Below are 16369 nucleotides of genomic sequence, written 5' to 3'. Positions count from 1 at the left end.
TATGCTGAACCGTATCATCGACATCTCCGTTCGTTTCCGCTGGCTGGTGGTGGCCCTTGCCGTAGCGTTGGCCCTGTTCGGCACTCGCGAGCTGCTGCAACTGCCGATCGACGCCGTGCCGGACATCACCAATCGGCAGGTCCAGATCACCACCGTTGCCCCGGCGCTGGGGCCTGAAGAGGTTGAGCGTCAAGTGACCTTTCCGCTGGAGACCACCCTGGCCGGTCTCCCGGGGTTGGTCGAAACGCGGTCCCTGTCGCGTCATGGCTTTTCACAGATCACGGCTGTCTTCACCGATTCGACCGACATCTATTTCGCGCGCAATCTAGTGAATGAGCGGATCCAGGCCGCCAGCGCGGACCTGCCGCAGGGCCTGTCGCCCTCAATGGGGCCGGTAGTCACGGGGCTGGGCGAGGTCTTCATCTGGACGCTGGAATTCGAGGGCGCGCCGGCTCGCCCCGGTGCGGTCTATGTGACGCCTGACGGCGAGCGGCTGACGACCGACGAGGAGAAGGCGACCTATCTGCGGACCGTGCAGGACTGGATCGTCGCGCCCCAGCTTCGCACCGTGCCAGGTGTGGCCGGGATCGATGTGTTGGGCGGCTACGTCAAGGAATACGCGGTGCATCCCGATCCGGCACTGCTGGCGGCTTATGGCGTCGGGCTGGTGCAGCTGGTCGAGGCGCTTGAGCACGCCAACCGGATCGCGGGGGCCGGCTACGTCAACCGGGCGGGAGAGGCCTATGTCGTTCGGGCCGACGCGCGGCTGAAGAGCCTTGACGACCTGGCCCAGACGCCGATCCTGAACCAGGGCGGTCGGGTCATCCGGGTCGCCGACGTGGCGACGGTGGAGATCGGACGTGCCCCCCGCTTGGGATCGGCCAGCGCCGATGGGCGCGAGACCGTAGTCGGCACGGCCCTCATGCTGCAGGGCGAGAACTCGCGTGCGGTTGCGCAGAGGGTGGGCAAGCGGATCAATGAACTCGGCACCAGCCTGCCGCCCGGCGTGGTAATCCGACCGGCACTGGACCGTACCGAACTGGTCGAGGCCACGATCAGGACCGTCGAGCATAATTTGGCGCTGGGCGCGCTGCTGGTGGTCGCCGTGCTGTTCTTTGCGCTGGGCAATGTGCGAGCAGCGATGATCACGGCTCTGGTGATCCCGCTGAGCTTCCTGTTCGCGGCCTCGGCAATGAACCGGTTCGGCATCAGTGCCAATTTATTGAGCCTGGGAGCCCTGGATTTTGGCCTGATCGTGGATGGGGCCGTGGTCGTGGTCGAGAACACCCTGCGGCGCCTGGACCTAAAGCGGGACGAAGCCGGACGGACCCTCACCCTCGGCGAGCGGCTTTCGGTCGCGGCGAGTGCGGCGCGTGAGATGGCGCGACCGGCCGCCTTCGGCCAGGCCATCATCCTGCTGGTATATGCCCCACTGCTGATGTTCGAGGGGGTCGAGGGCAAGATGTTCGGCCCCATGGCCGCGACGGTCATGCTGGCCCTGCTCGCGGCATTCGTCCTCAGCTTCACCTTCGTTCCGGCGATGGCGGCCCTGCTTGTGCGGGAACCGAGGGCGGCGCATCAGGAGACCCGCCTGACCCGCGCGGCCAAGGCCCGCTATCGCCCCCTGCTGAAAGCCGCCATGGCGCGGCCACGTGCAGTGATGGTCGGGGCCGGGATCGCCCTGGTTCTGGGCGCGGTCACCTTCATGACCCTGGGGCGCGAGTTCGTGCCCCAGCTCGACGAGGGCGATGTGCTGGTCCAGGCGCTGCGCGTGCCCTCGACCTCGCTGGAACAGAGCCAGGAGATGCAGTTCGGGGTCGAACGGACGCTGATGGCCATGCCCGAGGTGAGACGGGTCTTTACGCGCACGGGCACGGCCGAGGTGGCGTCCGACCCCATGCCGCCGTCCATTTCCGACACCTTCGTGATCCTCAAGGATCGCAGCGACTGGCCAGACCCTGGCCTGGACAAGGCGAGTCTGGTCGAACGGATGGAGCAGAACCTGTCGACCCAACTCGGCAACAGTTACGAGTTCACCCAGCCGATTGAGATGCGGTTCAACGAACTGATCGCGGGGGTTCGCTCCGACGTGGCGATCATGGTTTATGGCGATGATTTCGAGGCCATGACCCGCAGCGCTGAAAACGTGGCGGGGGTCCTGCGCGACATCGACGGGGCCGCAGATGTGCGGGTCGAGCAGGTCTCTGGCCAACCGACCATCACCGCCAGCGTGGACCGCACCGTGGCGGCCGCCCAAGGGGTTCATGCCTCGGACGCCGCCGATGCCCTGGCCATCGCCTTCGCCGGGCGATCGGCCGGTCAGGTGCTGGGGGGGGCCGCCGGTTCGACGTCGTCGTTCGGCTGGGCGACACGCTTCGCAACGACCCGACCGTGATGGAGCAACTGCCTGTCATGCCCGAGGACGCCACTACGGGCGCGCCGACTGTGCCCCTGTCGGCTGTCGCCCGTTTCGATATCGCCGATGGCCCGAACCAGATCAGCCGCTCGAACGGCAAGCGGCGGATGATCGTCCAGGCCAATGTGCGCGGTCGCGACCTGGGCAGCTTCGTCGCCGAGGCCCAATCCCGGGTTGCCGACGAAGTGACACCTCCGGCCGGGGGCTGGCTGGACTGGGGAGGTCAGTTCGAGAACCTGCAACGGGCCTCTGCCCGGCTGGGCCTGATCGTGCCGATTGTGTTTCTGACCATTGGCGGGCTGCTGTTCTGGGCTTTGAGGTCGGCCAAGGATGCGGCACTGGTGTTCGCGGGTGTGCCGCTGGCTTTGGTCGGCGGAGCCCTGACGCTGGCGTTGCGAGGCATGCCGTTCTCGATCAGTGCGGCCGTGGGGTTCATTGCCGTGTCCGGCGTGGCGACGCTGAACGGTCTGGTACTGATGCAGGCCATTCAGGAGCGCTTGGCTCAGGGAGCGGCCCCGTCCGTCGCGGCCTTGGAAGGTGCGGTCGACCGGATGAGGGCGGTCATGACCACCGCCCTGGTCGCCGTCCTGGGCTTCGTGCCCATGGCTTTCGCATCCGGTGCCGGCGCTGAGGTGCAGAAGCCATTGGCCACAGTGGTGATCGGCGGGCTGACGACCGCGACCCTCCTCACCCTGATCGTACTGCCCGTTCTCGTGGCACACTTTAATCGGAAGGGAGCGAGCGCATCGACTAATTGAATGTCTGCTTTCCACCCCTCCGAGACATTGGGGCAGTCCGCTTTCCGGCGGCTGCCCCAAGCCGGCTCAAAGGTCGATCTGTTCCGAGATCTCCAACGCGTCGTCCACTTCGATGCCGAGATACCGGACAGTGCTCTCTAACTTCCCGTGGCCGAGCAGGAGCTGGCAGGCGCGCAGGTTTCCGGGCTTCTTGTAGATCAAGGCCACCTTGGTTCTTCGAAGGCTGTGGGTGCCATAGGCGCTTGGGTTCAGGTCGATCATTCTCACCCAAGCATCGACCAGCCGAGCGTACTGCCTGGTGCCGATGTGCTCTCCATCTCGGCTGCGGCTGGGAAACAGCCAGTCGTCGCGCCGTCGCCCTCGGCGCTCCAGCCAGTGAGCCAAAGCTTCCCTCGCGGCTTCCGTGATCTCGAACGGCACCGGCCTTCCGGTCTTTTGCTGCACGATCGTCGATCGTTGCCGAATGACGCCGCCCTGAGCGATGTCGCCGAGCCGGAGCTTGACCAGGTCACAGCCCCGCAGTTTGGCGTCCAATGCGATGTTGAACATCGCCAGATCTCGGATCGATCCGACGGACTTGAGATGCTGTCGGATTGCCCAGATGTGCTTTGGCTTAAGCGGGGCCTTGGCTCCGGTCATTCGGCCAGCGTTCCAGGGCTTGCGGGGTAAACGAAAGAGATCGGGCTGGCTCATGGCCACCTCCCAAGATCGACGCCCCCTCCTGAGGATACGCTTCAAACAGCGGAGATGCGCCAACAGCGGTCATTGGCGAAGTTCCGAGAACCAGACATGAGCTTGGGTTCGATGACCGAGCTTAACTGCGCCGATCCCGGCACCTCATTGTGCCGCGATGGCGATGGATGACAAATCGGACGCGGCGTCGACCGGAACGCCCTCCGCCTTTCGTTCGGAATACCGATCGACGAGCTGGACGGCGTGGGGCCGGACCAGAATGGTGAAGCGCACCAGTTCCTCCATCACGTCGACGATCCGCTCATAGTAGGCCGAGGGCTTCATCCGGCCGGCCCTGTCGAACTCCTGGAAGGCCTTGGCCACGCTCGACTGGTTGGGGATGGTGATCATCCGCATCCAGCGGCCCAGAAGGCGCAGGGTGTTGACGGCGTTGAAGCTCTGCGACCCGCCCGACACCTGCATGACGGCGAGGGTCCGGCCCTGCGTCGGGCGCATGCTGCCCTGGCTCAATGGCAGGTGATCGATCTGCAGCTTCATCAGCCCGGAGACCTGGCCGTGCCGTTCCGGACTGCACCAGACCATGCCCTCCGACCAGAAGGCGTGTTCGCGCAACTCGCGCACCGCCGGGTGGTCGTCGTCGCCGGGCGCGCCCGGCAGGGGGAGGTCGGAGGGGTCGAAGATGCGGGTCTCGCATCCCATGCGCTGCAGTAGGCGGGCCGCTTCCTCGACGCAGAGCCGCGAATACGACCGCTCGCGCAGCGATCCGTACAAGAGAAGGATCCGCGGCGCCGGGTCGGTCGAGCCCAATCCCCGGGCGGGCTCGGCGGACAGATAGGCCGCGTCCAGGGCCGGCAGGTTATCCGGATCCGGCAGCGAACGCAGACGGGTGAAGGTCATTCAAAGGTCCTTGGTCAAATAGACGGCAGACGCCGGGCAGAGGTCCGCGAACTCGCGAGTTTGCCGGATCGCGGGCGGCGCGGACTCACGATCGGCGGCGACAAAGCCGCGCCCGGTGAAGAAGCGCTCGGCCGTCGTGGTGAGCAGGTGCAGACGTGCAGCGCCCAGGTCGCCGGCGGTGGTCTCGGCGGCGGCCAGCACCCGACTTCCCAGGCCGCGGGCCTTCTGGTCGGCAAGTACGACCAGGGAGCGCAGCAGCAGGTCGCGCCGCTCCCCTTCCAGCCCGACGTAGCCGATGACCGCGCCGTAGTGGTCGGCGCTGAAGTATCGCCCGGCGCCCGGCTCAGGCAGGTTCTCGCCACGCAGGGCCGCGATCAGATCGACATCGGTCGAGTCGACCAAATGCAGACTGACCATCAGCCGGCGTCCTTCGGCGGGGCCGTGTCCGGGAACCAGCGTCGGCCCATCCAGAGCGCGACCGACACGAGCAGGATCAACACCGGCACCTCGACAAGGGGGCCGATGACGGCCGCGAAGGCGACCGGCGAGGTCAGGCCGAAGGCCGCGATGGCCACCGCGATGGCCAGTTCGAAATTGTTCGAGGCCGCGGTGAAGGCCAGGGCGGTGGTGCGCGGATAGTCGGCTTCGATCAGCTTGCCCATGAGGAAGCTCACCACGAACATGACGAGGAAGTAGATCGTCAGGGGAATGGCGATGCGCAGGGCGTCCAGCGGCAAAGCCACCACCTCCCCGCCCTTGAGGCTGAACATGACCACGATGGTGAACAGCAGAGCGATCAGGGTGATCGGCCCGATGCGCGGCAGGAAGCGCCGCTCGTACCAGTCGGCGCCGCGGCGAGCGATCAGGCTGCGTCGGGTCAGGAAGCCGGCTAGGAACGGTAGGCCAAGGTAGACGAGCACCGCGCCGGCGATGGTCCAGACGCTGACGTCCACCACGCTGCCCTGCAGGCCGAACAGGGGCGGCAGGACGGTGAGGAAGATCCAGGCATAAAGGCTGAAGAACAGGATCTGGAAGATCGAGTTGAAGGCTACGAGGCTGGCGACATACTGGTTGTCGCCCCGCGCCAGCTGGTTCCAGACCAGGACCATGGCGATACAGCGCGCCAGCCCGATCAGGATGACGCCGGTCATGTATTCCGGCTGATCACGCAGGAAGATCACCGCCAGGGCGAACATCAGCACCGGGCCCAGCACCCAGTTCTGGAACAAGGACAGGGCCAGGACCCGCTTGTCGGCGAAGACGCGCGGCAGTTCCTCGTACCGGACCTTGGCCAGCGGCGGGTACATCATCAGGATCAGACCGATGGCGATCGGGATATTGGTCGTGCCGATTGAGAGGCTGTCGACCCAGGTCGGCAGGCCCGGCGCCAGCGTCCCCATAGCCACGCCCAGGCCCATGGCCACGAAGATCCACAGCGTCAGCCAGCGGTCGAGGAAGGACAGGCGACGCGGCGCAGCGTCCTCCACGCGGGTGTCGATCATCGCTTCACCCGCTGGCCGGCGGCGTCGATGACGACCTCGCCGTCCTCCTTGGTGAAGGGCTTGAGATCATCGGCGGGCAGGAGGTCCAGAACGGCCTCGGACGGTCGGCACAGGCCGACGCCGAGCGGACTGACGACGATCGGGCGATTGAGCAGGATCGGATGGGCCTCGATCGCATCGAGCAACTGATCGTCCGTCAGGCCCGGGTCCCCTAGGCCCAGTTCGGCGAAGGGCGTGCCCTTCTCGCGCAACAGATTGCGCAGCGGCTTGCCGGCCCGTTCGGCCAGCCAAGCGACCATGGTCCGCGACGGCGGGGTCTTCAGATACTGCACGACATGCGGCTCGATGCCGACGTGGCGGATCAGCTCGAGCGCGTTGCGCGACGTCCCGCAGGCGGGGTTGTGATAGATGACAATGTCCACGGGATCCTTAGGGGCAACAGGGCGCGAGTTCAGCCAGCAGGGGTTCGCACAGGTCCGCCCTGCCCCCGCAGCAGTCCTTGAGCAGGAAGAGGACCAGGTCGCGAAGCCGATCCAGGTCGGCCCGGTAGATGATCGACCGGCTGCGCCGCTCCGACCTGATCAACCCCGCGCGCGTCAGGACGCCGAGATGGGACGACAGGGTGTTGGCCGGGATCACCAGATGGTTGGAGATGTCACCGGCCGGCAGACCATCGGGTTCGTGACGCACGAGGAGGCGAAACGCCTCCAGCCGCGTCGATTGCGCCAAGGCGGCGAGAGCGAGAATCGAAACTTCGGTTTCCATATTTCCAAATTAGTCGAAATATGGAAATGTTCAAGCCCGCTCGTCTGCGGGTGCGGCAGTTCAGGCATCGGTGACGACCTGATCTTTGACGACTGCCGCCTAAAAGATCGCAGAGTAGCGACAGCCGAGTTTAAGGGTCGCTGGGCTATACTCTCCGTCGAGACCATGGACTTTGGCCACGAGGTCGACAGTTGGCCTATTTCGCACGTCTGTCGGTCCGGACGCGGTGCGCTGATCTCGCGATCAGGCGGCGGGAGCCGCCGACGCCCCCTTCTGGGCGAGCCAGGCGTCGATCAGGGTGATTTCGCGCTCCTGCGCCGTGATCACCTCCTGGGCCAGGTTCCGCGCTTGGGCGTCCTTGCCTTGCGCGAGCTCCACACGGGCCATCGAGACGGCGGCGACGTGGTGACCTCGCATCTGCTTCATGAAGTCGATGTCCGCGTCCCCGGTGAAGGCGGGCATCGCCTCCATCATCGTGTTCATCGAGGCCTTGTAGCCTTGGGTGGCGACGGAGTCGCCGGGCGCAGGCGCAGCCATGCCGCCCTCCATTCCGCCATGGGCGTCCGCCGCTGCGGGGGCCTCAGGCGCGGCTACGGCGGGCTCTTCGGCTTGCGGGGAACAGGCCGTAGCCAAGGCGCAGGCGGCGAGGACGAGGCTGATGCGTTTCATGACGGCTCCTTGGGATCCCGACGTTAGCGACCAGGAGGGCCCATTCGTTCCGCCAACTCTACCGTCCGGCCCGCGCCAAGAGCTCGATCAGCTCGCCGGCCTTTGCCTTGCGATCCTCGGGATCGTCGCCGGTCATAGCGCCCATGACGCAGTGGTCGAGGTGATCCCGTAGCACTTCGGTCTCCACGCGATGGAGCGCGGCTCGAACGGCCTGAAGTTGGGTCAGCAAGTCGACGCAATACCGGTCATCTTCAACCATGCGGGAGATTCCCCGCACCTGGCCTTCGATCCGGCTGAGCCTGTTGAGGACTTTGGGTTTCGTGTCGGTTTGCATGCGGCTGTCCTCCTGAGCACCCCCATATACCCCAGACGGGTATCTTGCGATATACCCCCCATGGGTATATGTTAGCTCTTCGGTCAGCCGGAGAGAGCGACATGTCCACGCATCCTCACAATCATGCCTCGGGTCACGCCTGCTGCGGGGCGAAGGCCTCGGATGGCGCGGCAACGGTCAAGGATCCCGTCTGCGGCATGTCGGTCGATCCGACGGCCACCGCTCACCGAGCCAGTCATGACGGTCAGGACTATTTCTTCTGCTCGGCGGGGTGCCGGACCAAATTCATCGGCGATCCGATGCGTTACCTGAACCCTCCCGTGGAGGCCGAGCCGGCCGTTCCCGGCGCCATCTACACCTGCCCGATGCACCCCGAGATCCGGCAGGAAGGCCCAGGCTCCTGCCCGATCTGCGGCATGGCGCTTGAGCCGGAGACGGTCACGGCGGAGGCCCCGCCCAACCACGAGCTGATCGACTTCACCAGACGCTTCTGGGTCGGTCTGGTCCTGACCCTGCCGGTCTTCGCCCTGGAAATGGGCGGACACCTGGCCAATCTCCACATGTTCATCCCGGGCCAGATGTCGAACTGGATCCAGTTCGCTTTGGCGACCCCCGTGGTTCTCTGGTGCGGCTGGCCCTTCTTCGAGCGCGGCTGGACATCGCTGCGCACCCGGCGGCTGAATATGTTCACCCTGATCGCCATGGGGGTCGGCGTGGCATGGCTTTACAGCGTCGTGGCCGTCGTCGCGCCAACCCTGTTCCCGCCCGCCTTCCTGAAGGCCGACGGCAGTGCGCCGGTGTATTTCGAGGCGGCGGCGGTCATCACCGTGCTGGTCCTCGTCGGGCAGATTCTGGAACTGCGCGCCCGCGAACAGACGTCGGGCGCGATCCGCGCCCTGCTGGACCTCACGCCCAAGACCGCGCGCCGAATCCGGGCGGACGGCATCGATGAAGATGTCTCGCTTGACCAGATCGCCGTCAGCGACCGCCTGCGGGTAAGGCCCGGAGAGAAGATCCCGGTCGATGGCGAACTCCTGGAGGGTCGGGTCGCTGTCGACGAATCCATGGTGACCGGCGAGTCCATGCCGGTGACCAAGGATGTCGGCGACCGCGTCGTGGCTGGCGCGCTCAACAAGACCGGATCCTTCATCATGCGCGCCGACAAGGTGGGCGCCGACACCCTGCTGGCGCAGATCGTCCAGATGGTGGCCCAGGCCCAGCGCAGTCGCGCCCCGATCCAGCGGCTGGCCGATACGGTCTCCGGATGGTTCGTTCCCACGGTGATCGCGATCGCCCTGCTCGCCGCCGTCGTCTGGGGCCTGGTCGGTCCCGAGCCCCGTTTGTCCTACGCCCTGGTCGCCGCCGTTTCGGTGCTCATCATCGCCTGTCCCTGTGCGTTGGGTCTGGCGACGCCGATCTCGATCATGGTCGGGGTGGGACGTGGCGCCCACGCCGGCGTCCTGATCAAGAACGCCGAGGCGCTCGAACGCTTCGAGAAGGTCGACACTCTCGTTCTGGACAAGACCGGCACCCTGACGGAGGGCCGTCCGTCGGTGACGGCGATCCTGCCCGCCCTCGGCTTCGTGGAAGCGGACATCCTGCGTCTTTCGGCCAGCCTCGAGCGGGGCAGCGAACATCCGTTGGCCGACGCAATCGTCCGGGCAGCCAAGGACCGGGACATCCCCCTTACCGAGGCCGCGGACTTCGACAGCCCGGTCGGTCGCGGCGTTCGCGGGACGATTGAGGGCCGCCAGGTCGCCCTGGGCAACACCCGTTTTCTCGGCGAGCTTTCGATCGACGTCTCCGCGCTGGAGCCGAAGGCGGAGGCCCTTCGCCACGACGGAGCCACCGCCATATTCGTGGCGATCGACGGAAAGGCGGCCGGGGTCATCGGCATCGCCGATCCCATCAAGGCCACCACGCCGGCTGCGATCCTCGCGCTGAAAGCGGCCGGTCTGCGGCTGGTGATGATGACCGGGGACAACCGGACGACGGCCGAAGCGGTCGCGCGGCGCCTCGGCATCGACCAAGTCCAGGCGGAGGTTTTGCCGCAGGATAAGGCGTCTGTGGTTCAACAGCTTCGTTCGCAGGGTCGGATCGTCGCCATGGCGGGGGATGGCGTCAACGATGCCCCTGCCCTCGCCGCAGCCGATGTCGGCGTCGCCATGGGGGCGGGTTCGGACGTCGCCATCGAAAGCGCCGGCGTCACCCTGCTGGGCGGAGATCTGCAAGGCATCGTGCGCGCACGGCGTCTATCCCGCGCGGTGATGGGCAACATCCGCCAAAACCTCGTTTTCGCCTTCGGCTACAACGCCCTTGGCATCCCCGTGGCGGCTGGCCTGCTTTATCCCGTCTTCGGCTGGCTTCTCTCGCCTGCCCTTGCGGCGCTCGCAATGGCGCTCTCCTCGGTCAGCGTCATCGGCAATGCGCTGAGACTGCGCGCGGTGAGGCTTTAGCCAGGATAGGCAATCAACAGTCCGCCCACCCACCCAAGGGAGGAACCGGCTGTGACGGGCCGGATTGATTCAGACGCTGACCGCAGTCTCCAGGCTTTCGCAGCGGCAGGCGAAGACGAACTGAAATTTCTGAAGAGGATACGGACGATGTCTCATCAACAGATGGACCACGGCGGGCAAGGCAACGCTCGTGGACTCGGCCCTTATCGGAGCCTGTACCTCGAGTTGGCGCTCGATTTCGTCATCATGTACCTGGTCATGTACACGATGATCGCCACGCTCGGTCACTTCTATCTCAATTTGAACAACGTCTACATGACCCTGATGATGGTCGCGCCGATGGCGGTCCTCATGCTCGTCTTCATGCGGTCCATGTACCCGTCGCGCAAAACGAACCTGGTCATTGGAGCGGTCGCCGTCGTGATCTTCGTCGGCAGCTTCGTCGGCATGCGCACCCAGGCGTTCGTTGGCGACGACGAATTCCTGCGATCGATGATCCCGCACCATTCCGGGGCTGTGTTGATGTGCGAGCAAGCCTCCCTGACCGATCCGGAGATCATCGCCCTGTGCGACGGCATCGTGCGTGGTCAACAGGAGGAGATCGCCCAGATGCAGGCGCTCCTCGAGAAGCGTCGCCGCTGACCCCGGCGTGCGGGGGAAGGCCTCAGCCGCCCCCCGCTTCCTCTTCATGAGGGACGCGGTCGTGTGGCGCGTAGAGAAGCAGAAGGCCGGGACCGGCCAAACGTCTGGAGACTGAGTATGCGTTACTTCAACCCCGCACCCTTCATCGCCGTCGCGGCGGTCGTGGCCTTCGCCGCCGGACCGGCGGCGGCCCACGCTCGCCTGGTCAGCGCCACCCCGGCGCCCGACTCCACCGTGGCCGCGACCCGGACGCTGACCTTGACCTTCAGCGAGCGCTCTGTGCCTGCGTTCTCCGGCTTCGACGTGGTCAACTCGGCCGGCGAGAAGCTCGCGGTCCGCACTTCGGTCGCTGAAGACGGCAAGACCCTGACCGGGACTCTGAGGCGACCGCTGACTGCTGGCGACTATCGCATCGACTGGCGCATCGCTTCGAGCGACGGTCACCGCATGACCGGCTCGTACACCTTCACGGTGCGCTGACGCCGTGCTCGAGATCGCGGTCGTCGCGCTCCGGTGGCTCCAGTACGCCGGAGCCGTCGTCCTTCTCGGGACGCCGTTGTTCCTGTTGTACACCTTCAGGCGCGGCGACGGCGTGGATCTCACCTGGTCGCGCGCGATCCTGATAGGGTCAGGTTTGGTCGTCGTCGCGAGCGCGCTCCTGGCGCTACTCGCACAGACAGCGGTCATGGCGGGCTCGCTGGCGGAAGCCATCAAGCCTGTGTCTCTGTCTTTCATGATCACCGGCACGGCCTTGGGGAAAGCCATGGTCGCGCGGGCCGCCCTCGCCCTCGCAGCCGTCGTCGCGGTCCTGGCCTTGAGACCGGGCAAGACGGCCTGGAGCATCTCGCTAGGCCTCGGGCTCTTCGTGGTCGCGAGCTTCGCTTGGACTGGACACGGCGCGGCGACAGAAGGCCCCGAGGGCCTGGTCCACCTCGCCTCCGACATCGTCCATTCCGTCGGGGCGGCCCTTTGGCTTGGTGCGCTTGTAGCGCTGACGATCCTGCTGCTTCGCCGCCCCGGGGTCGACGATGGGGCCCTCTACCGCGCCTTGCATGGGTTCTCGGGCCTGGGCACGCTCGCCGTAGCCCTTCTTGTGGCCACGGGTCTCGCGAACAGCTGGTTCCTCGTCGGATCGGAGCGTTTCGTGAACCTTGGCGAAAGCCTCTATGGACAGCTTCTGATCGCCAAGCTGGCGCTCTTCGTGCTGATGCTGGGCCTGGCGGCGGACAACCGTTTCCGCCTGACACCCGCCCTGCGTCTGGAACTGGAGCACACAGGACAGTCAATCTCGGCGGTTCGACGGCTGCGGCGCAGTATCGTCACGGAGACGGCCCTCGGGCTCGTCGTCCTCGCCGTCGTCGCGCTTATGGGCACCCTCCCTCCGCCGGTCGCGACGTGATCCGACGATCTAGTGGCCCGCGGCGTGGAGCGCCGCTGCGGTCGTGGCGCCATTCTCCGAGGTCGAGATGTTGTCACGTCCTCCCATCGGGCGTCCCGGATCCCGGCTTAAGCGGACAAATACGGTCTGAACGCCGCGCGCTTTCGCACTGAGGCGTTCAAACCGGAGAGGCGGATTACCGCGGAGCGCGCGACGACCAGTGAATGTGATGGATGCGCCAGCCGTCGGCGTGGCGCTTTAGCACCATGGTTTCCGTTGTCAGACGGTCCACGGCGCGTCCGTTGAACTGACCGGTGGTGCGGCCTTCGCTCGTGATCCACGCCACATCGCCGTCCGCCCAGCCCGATCTGCGGCTTACGACATTGTCCGACGCGGCCGCGAAGGCGGCGTCCGACGCAAGATGGTGAGAGGCGTATTCGTTGCGCGAGCGCTCCGCTCCGCCCTCTTCAAAGATCATGACGTCGGGGGCCAGAAGCAACAGGGCGGCAGATGTGTCACCGGCCTTGAGCGCGGCATGGAAGGCATCGACGGTCGTGGCCGCCTCCGTCGCTTCCGCGCTGATCGACCCCGCAGTCTGGGCATGGCCGTGAGAATGGTCCTGCGCGACAGCGGGCGTCACCGACAGGACGGCGAGAGAGAGGGCGAGAACGAGAGGTTTGGGGGACATGATGGGCTCCGGCTTATGAATCAGGTGAGACAAGGTCAGGTCAGGTGGGCGGGTTGTGACGGGCGAACACCTGCGTCGCGCCGGAGCGAAGCACCAGCAGCGTGTCGTAAGGGTCCTTGTGTCCCTGCGGCGTCTCCATGCCGGGCGAACCGAGGGGCATGGCCGGAACCGCGAGACCGAGCGCTGCCGGCCGCTCGGCAAGCAACCGTATGACGTCCCGTGCCGGAACATGGCCCTCTACGACATAGCCATCAATCAACCCGGTGTGGCAGGAGGCCAGGCTGTCCGGAAGCCCCCGGCTGCTGCGGACGGATTGGAGGCTCGGCAGAACGGTGACGGTCGTGTTGAAGCCAGCCTCCCGCATGTGCGAGATCCAGGCGTCGCAGCACGCACAGGTCGGCGTCTTGAAGACCGTGAGGGTTCTCGACGCCTGGGTCTGGGCGCAGGCTGTTCCGGTCAGGGCGACGCTAACGGCGGCGCCTAAGAAAAGCCTTCGGTGGAGGTAGGCGGTCGTCAAAAGGGCTCTCCCTGATCGCTGTGAACGGTGCGTCTGGCGTCGGCATCCGGCATCCGACCGAAGGTGCGCCGCCTCAGCCACTGGCGGCTCGGTCGCTCGACCAGACCATAGATGGCGGCCGCCGCGGCGAGGGTCACCGCCAGCATCGCCGCCAGTTCCAGAAGCCCCATTCGATAGTCGCCCGGCCAGCCCCCGATGGCCTGGGCGGCATTGCGCCAGACCATCAGGATCGGAATATGGACGAGGTAGAGGGCGAACGAGGCCTCACCGGCGAAGATTGCGACCGGGTGCGACAGGAAGGTTCTGACACCCGCCTTGGCGAGCAGCGCCAAGGCGAGAACGAAGGGTCCCGACGCGGCGACGATAAGGCGATCATCGGCCCCGATCTGCATAGCGAGCAAGAGGAGCGCGGTGGCTCCGACGGCGCCGACGATCGCGACGCGCGGGGACGGCGCCCAGCGCGCTCCGAGATAGTAGAGGCCAATCCCGAGCAGGAACTCCGGAATGATGCGCAAGACGCCCATATTGTCTTCCGCCCGGGGCAGAACCGAGCCGAACCAATGCCGGTAGATCGCATCCAGCAGGATGAACAGGCTCGTCGCCGCGGCTACGAGCATCCATGGCCTGTGTCGAAACCGCAGGGCGACCGCAGCATAGGCTGGAAAAGCGAGATAGACGAACCATTCGGCTGACAGCGACCAGGCGGGACCGTTCCACAGGACCATCCCGTCTCGCGGCAACCAGGCCTGAACCAAAAAGAGGGTGGCCAGAAAATCCGCAGGATTGAACCGCCCGGGCTCCAGGCCGATGCCCAACACCGGCGCGGCGAGCACCAGCAACAGCATCGCCAACAGGATGAACAAATGCGCCGGGTATATGCGCGCGAACCGCGCCGCGATGAACCGCCTGTAGTTCACTGGCTGATCACCCTGCAGGTAAACGTGGGTGAGGATGAACCCAGACAGGATGAAGAAGATATCGACCCCGAGACGGGCCCGGTTTAACAGTCCGGTCGCACCTTCGGGCAGCGTCCATTGCAGCTGGTAGTGAAACAGCACCACGCCGAGCGCGAGGAAGAACCTCACCCCCGTCAGCGGATCGAGCCGATCCGGAAACGGACCCGCGGCCGGATCTGTCCTCTCGCTCACATCGCCTCCCCCGACACGAGCGGGTCCTCCCGGTCGTTCTCTGATATCTACGCGGCGGACATCTCGTCCCCTCGTAAGGGGCCGGACGGTTTGGCGCGTATGGCAAAGGGGGCGTGATGCAGGTGCGCAATGACTGATGAGATCGAACGACTGATTGCGGCGGAAGGGCCAGACGATGCGGGGCGGCTGGACGGCCTGGAAGACGCTGTCTGGACACGGATCGCCGTGCGCCGGGAGGCGGCGTCAATGGGCCAGGTTCGGGTCGCCGCCGTAGGGCTGGCGCTCGTGCTCGGCGTGGCCAACGGTGGATTGCTCCTCGTGGCGTCGCCGCGGCCTGAGCCCTCTGAGTTGCGCATCTTCACCGTCTCGGCGGGCCTGTCGCCGCTCGGTCCACTGGATGCCCGGGGATGAGAGCGCGCTGGAAATCGATCGTCCTGACAGCCGTGCTGGCGGCGCTCGCCAGCGGCGCGGCGACCTGGGCGAGCGCAACCTGGGTCATGCGCGAGCGTCAGCCGCCGAGCCTGCATAGCGTCGTCCATGAGCAGTTGAACCTGAGCGCTGAACAGGATGGTCGTCTGGACGCGATCGAAGCGCGCTTCGCCGCGCGCCGCCCCGGGCTGGAGGCAGAAGTGCGAGCCGCCAACCGCGAGCTCGCCGCCGCCATCGCTGCAAGCGATGGGAACACGCCCCAGGTGCAGGCGGCGGTGGATCACTTCCACGTGGCCATGGGCGATCTGCAGAAGGCGACCATCGCCCACGTCTTCGAGATGCGGTCGGTGCTCACCCCGGCGCAGGCCGAGGTCTTCGACGCCGCCGTGGTGGACGCCCTGCGTGCCGACGCCGGCTAGGCGCGGCGCGTGAAGGACGGCGACAGCATTGAAGCCCGCGCAGCTGGCGGCGACGCCGGCGCGTTCGGCGCCTTGATGGCGGCGACCAAGGGCGATCTCTACAGGTTCGTGCGCCGCTATGTCGGCGACGAAGCGGAAGCGCACGACCTGCTCCAGGAAACTTACACCGCCGCATGGCTCGCCCTGCGAAGGTACGATCCGGCTCGCCCCTTCGAGGTCTGGCTCCGCTCGATCGCCCTGAACAAATGCAGGGACTGGAGCCGTCGGCGTGCGGCGCGTCGGGTGGTGCGCGGCGTCATGGGCCTCGACGCCCCCGAAGCGTCAGCGGTCCGGATGGAAACGCCATCTCCCGAAGCCCGACTGGACGATCGCCGTCGCGCCGAGGCGCTGCGCAGCGCGCTGACCCGCCTGCCTGACGGCCTCAAGGCCCCTCTCCTGCTCGCTACGCTCGAAGGTCGCTCGCACGGCGAAATCGCGGCGATCCTGGGCGTCACGACCAAGGCCGTGGAGACGCGGATCGCCCGCGCCCGCAAGCGACTTGCCGAGGACATGGCCGTTCCGGGAGGTGCTTGATCTCATCGGCCCGCCCGATGGCGAAGGGCGTTTCTTTTCGCGGTGTGGCGACCTGACGCAAGGGCGTTGTCGCCGACGTGCGTAT

Annotated in this window: 18 protein-coding genes and 1 pseudogene; 8 read left to right on the top strand and 11 right to left on the bottom strand. The window is 66.2% G+C overall.

Going from position 1 to position 16369, the window contains the following annotated elements; genetic code table 11:
• Position 1: 1 nt before the first annotated feature.
• A pseudogene (locus tag JIP62_RS00345) lies at positions 2 to 3174 on the top strand (efflux RND transporter permease subunit).
• Positions 3175 to 3240: 66 nt separating this feature from the next.
• Here JIP62_RS00345 and JIP62_RS00340 read toward each other — a convergent pair.
• The 8 genes from JIP62_RS00340 to JIP62_RS00305 all read right to left on the bottom strand — a co-directional run bounded on the left by JIP62_RS00340 (position 3241) and on the right by JIP62_RS00305 (position 8034).
• Positions 3241 to 3867, bottom strand: coding sequence for a tyrosine-type recombinase/integrase (locus JIP62_RS00340; protein WP_201103003.1), 627 nt, complete (start codon positions 3865 to 3867; stop codon positions 3241 to 3243).
• 144 nt (positions 3868 to 4011) lie between these two features.
• Positions 4012 to 4764 (bottom strand): arsenical resistance protein ArsH, encoded by a 753-nt coding sequence (gene arsH / locus JIP62_RS00335; RefSeq protein ID WP_201103002.1) that lies wholly within the window; start codon positions 4762 to 4764, stop codon positions 4012 to 4014.
• Entirely contained in the window at positions 4765 to 5181 is a 417-nt protein-coding gene (locus JIP62_RS00330; protein ID WP_135196038.1) for a GNAT family N-acetyltransferase, read from the bottom strand.
• A complete protein-coding gene (gene arsB, locus JIP62_RS00325) occupies positions 5181 to 6266 on the bottom strand; it encodes an ACR3 family arsenite efflux transporter (RefSeq protein ID WP_201103001.1) in 1086 nt (361 codons plus the stop codon). Before arsB ends, JIP62_RS00330 begins: the two co-directional genes overlap by 1 nt.
• Positions 6263 to 6688 (bottom strand): arsenate reductase (glutaredoxin), encoded by a 426-nt coding sequence (arsC, locus tag JIP62_RS00320; RefSeq protein WP_135196040.1) that lies wholly within the window; start codon positions 6686 to 6688, stop codon positions 6263 to 6265. Before arsC ends, arsB begins: the two co-directional genes overlap by 4 nt.
• A 7-nt stretch (positions 6689 to 6695) precedes the next feature.
• Entirely contained in the window at positions 6696 to 7031 is a 336-nt protein-coding gene (locus JIP62_RS00315) for an ArsR/SmtB family transcription factor (RefSeq protein ID WP_135196041.1), read from the bottom strand.
• 243 nt (positions 7032 to 7274) lie between these two features.
• Complete coding sequence (locus JIP62_RS00310; RefSeq protein WP_135196042.1) at positions 7275 to 7700, bottom strand: DUF305 domain-containing protein; 426 nt, start codon at positions 7698 to 7700, stop codon at positions 7275 to 7277.
• Positions 7701 to 7758: 58 nt separating this feature from the next.
• Positions 7759 to 8034: a metal-sensitive transcriptional regulator gene (locus tag JIP62_RS00305; RefSeq protein WP_040349360.1), complete on the bottom strand. Its 276-nt coding sequence runs from the start codon at positions 8032 to 8034 to the stop codon at positions 7759 to 7761.
• Between the two features lie 101 nt (positions 8035 to 8135).
• On the opposite strand from JIP62_RS00305, the gene JIP62_RS00300 reads away from it, so the two are divergent.
• The 4 genes from JIP62_RS00300 to copD all read left to right on the top strand — a co-directional run bounded on the left by JIP62_RS00300 (position 8136) and on the right by copD (position 12531).
• Positions 8136 to 10490 carry a heavy metal translocating P-type ATPase gene (locus JIP62_RS00300; RefSeq protein WP_201103000.1) on the top strand — a complete coding sequence of 785 codons (2355 nt, stop codon included), beginning with the start codon at positions 8136 to 8138 and terminating at the stop codon, positions 10488 to 10490.
• Between the two features lie 147 nt (positions 10491 to 10637).
• Positions 10638 to 11132, top strand: a complete 495-nt coding sequence (locus tag JIP62_RS00295) for a DUF305 domain-containing protein (protein WP_230974793.1) — start codon at positions 10638 to 10640, stop codon at positions 11130 to 11132.
• Between the two features lie 117 nt (positions 11133 to 11249).
• Positions 11250 to 11612 (top strand): copper homeostasis periplasmic binding protein CopC, encoded by a 363-nt coding sequence (copC, locus tag JIP62_RS00290; protein ID WP_201102999.1) that lies wholly within the window; start codon positions 11250 to 11252, stop codon positions 11610 to 11612.
• Between the two features lie 4 nt (positions 11613 to 11616).
• Complete coding sequence (gene copD, locus JIP62_RS00285; RefSeq protein WP_017505544.1) at positions 11617 to 12531, top strand: copper homeostasis membrane protein CopD; 915 nt, start codon at positions 11617 to 11619, stop codon at positions 12529 to 12531.
• A gap of 175 nt (positions 12532 to 12706) precedes the next feature.
• Here copD and JIP62_RS00280 read toward each other — a convergent pair whose 3' ends face one another.
• From JIP62_RS00280 to JIP62_RS00270, 3 genes are read right to left on the bottom strand one after another with little or no spacing between them, the layout of a single operon-like run.
• The gene (locus JIP62_RS00280; RefSeq protein ID WP_201102998.1) at positions 12707 to 13198 is read right to left on the bottom strand and encodes a YybH family protein; all 492 of its coding nucleotides are present in this window, start codon (positions 13196 to 13198) and stop codon (positions 12707 to 12709) included.
• Between the two features lie 40 nt (positions 13199 to 13238).
• Entirely contained in the window at positions 13239 to 13715 is a 477-nt protein-coding gene (locus JIP62_RS00275) for a DUF411 domain-containing protein (RefSeq protein WP_201102997.1), read from the bottom strand.
• Positions 13712 to 14863: an acyltransferase family protein gene (locus JIP62_RS00270; protein ID WP_201102996.1), complete on the bottom strand. Its 1152-nt coding sequence runs from the start codon at positions 14861 to 14863 to the stop codon at positions 13712 to 13714. The genes JIP62_RS00275 and JIP62_RS00270 overlap by 4 nt, the downstream gene beginning before the upstream one ends.
• A gap of 129 nt (positions 14864 to 14992) precedes the next feature.
• Between JIP62_RS00270 and JIP62_RS00265 the strand changes: the two genes are divergently transcribed.
• From JIP62_RS00265 to JIP62_RS00255, 3 genes are read left to right on the top strand one after another with little or no spacing between them, the layout of a single operon-like run.
• Entirely contained in the window at positions 14993 to 15274 is a 282-nt protein-coding gene (locus JIP62_RS00265) for a hypothetical protein (RefSeq protein WP_017505548.1), read from the top strand.
• A complete protein-coding gene (locus JIP62_RS00260; RefSeq protein WP_017505549.1) occupies positions 15271 to 15711 on the top strand; it encodes a Spy/CpxP family protein refolding chaperone in 441 nt (146 codons plus the stop codon). The genes JIP62_RS00265 and JIP62_RS00260 overlap by 4 nt, the downstream gene beginning before the upstream one ends.
• Positions 15712 to 15720: 9 nt before the next feature.
• Complete coding sequence (locus tag JIP62_RS00255) at positions 15721 to 16284, top strand: RNA polymerase sigma factor (RefSeq protein WP_201102995.1); 564 nt, start codon at positions 15721 to 15723, stop codon at positions 16282 to 16284.
• Positions 16285 to 16369 lie beyond the last annotated feature (85 nt).

The sequence above is a fragment of the Brevundimonas vitisensis genome, from assembly GCF_016656965.1.
GTDB classification, from domain to species: Bacteria; Pseudomonadota; Alphaproteobacteria; order Caulobacterales; family Caulobacteraceae; genus Brevundimonas; species Brevundimonas vitisensis.
The sequence above is the reverse complement of the archived record's forward strand: the minus strand, read 5'-3'. Positions and strand labels throughout refer to the sequence as shown.

What these genes read in the sequence shown, in the direction of transcription:
- JIP62_RS00340 (WP_201103003.1), bottom strand. Translation starts at nt 3,867, where the DNA reads ATGAGCCAGCCCGATCTCTTTCGTTTACCCCGCAAGCCCTGGAACGCT.
- arsH (WP_201103002.1), bottom strand. Translation starts at nt 4,764, where the DNA reads ATGACCTTCACCCGTCTGCGTTCGCTGCCGGATCCGGATAACCTGCCG.
- JIP62_RS00330 (WP_135196038.1), bottom strand. Translation starts at nt 5,181, where the DNA reads ATGGTCAGTCTGCATTTGGTCGACTCGACCGATGTCGATCTGATCGCG.
- arsB (WP_201103001.1), bottom strand. Translation starts at nt 6,266, where the DNA reads ATGATCGACACCCGCGTGGAGGACGCTGCGCCGCGTCGCCTGTCCTTC.
- JIP62_RS00315 (WP_135196041.1), bottom strand. Translation starts at nt 7,031, where the DNA reads ATGGAAACCGAAGTTTCGATTCTCGCTCTCGCCGCCTTGGCGCAATCG.
- JIP62_RS00310 (WP_135196042.1), bottom strand. Translation starts at nt 7,700, where the DNA reads ATGAAACGCATCAGCCTCGTCCTCGCCGCCTGCGCCTTGGCTACGGCC.
- JIP62_RS00305 (WP_040349360.1), bottom strand. Translation starts at nt 8,034, where the DNA reads ATGCAAACCGACACGAAACCCAAAGTCCTCAACAGGCTCAGCCGGATC.
- JIP62_RS00300 (WP_201103000.1), top strand. Translation starts at nt 8,136, where the DNA reads ATGTCCACGCATCCTCACAATCATGCCTCGGGTCACGCCTGCTGCGGG.
- JIP62_RS00295 (WP_230974793.1), top strand. Translation starts at nt 10,638, where the DNA reads ATGTCTCATCAACAGATGGACCACGGCGGGCAAGGCAACGCTCGTGGA.
- copC (WP_201102999.1), top strand. Translation starts at nt 11,250, where the DNA reads ATGCGTTACTTCAACCCCGCACCCTTCATCGCCGTCGCGGCGGTCGTG.
- JIP62_RS00280 (WP_201102998.1), bottom strand. Translation starts at nt 13,198, where the DNA reads ATGTCCCCCAAACCTCTCGTTCTCGCCCTCTCTCTCGCCGTCCTGTCG.
- JIP62_RS00265 (WP_017505548.1), top strand. Translation starts at nt 14,993, where the DNA reads ATGACTGATGAGATCGAACGACTGATTGCGGCGGAAGGGCCAGACGAT.
- JIP62_RS00260 (WP_017505549.1), top strand. Translation starts at nt 15,271, where the DNA reads ATGAGAGCGCGCTGGAAATCGATCGTCCTGACAGCCGTGCTGGCGGCG.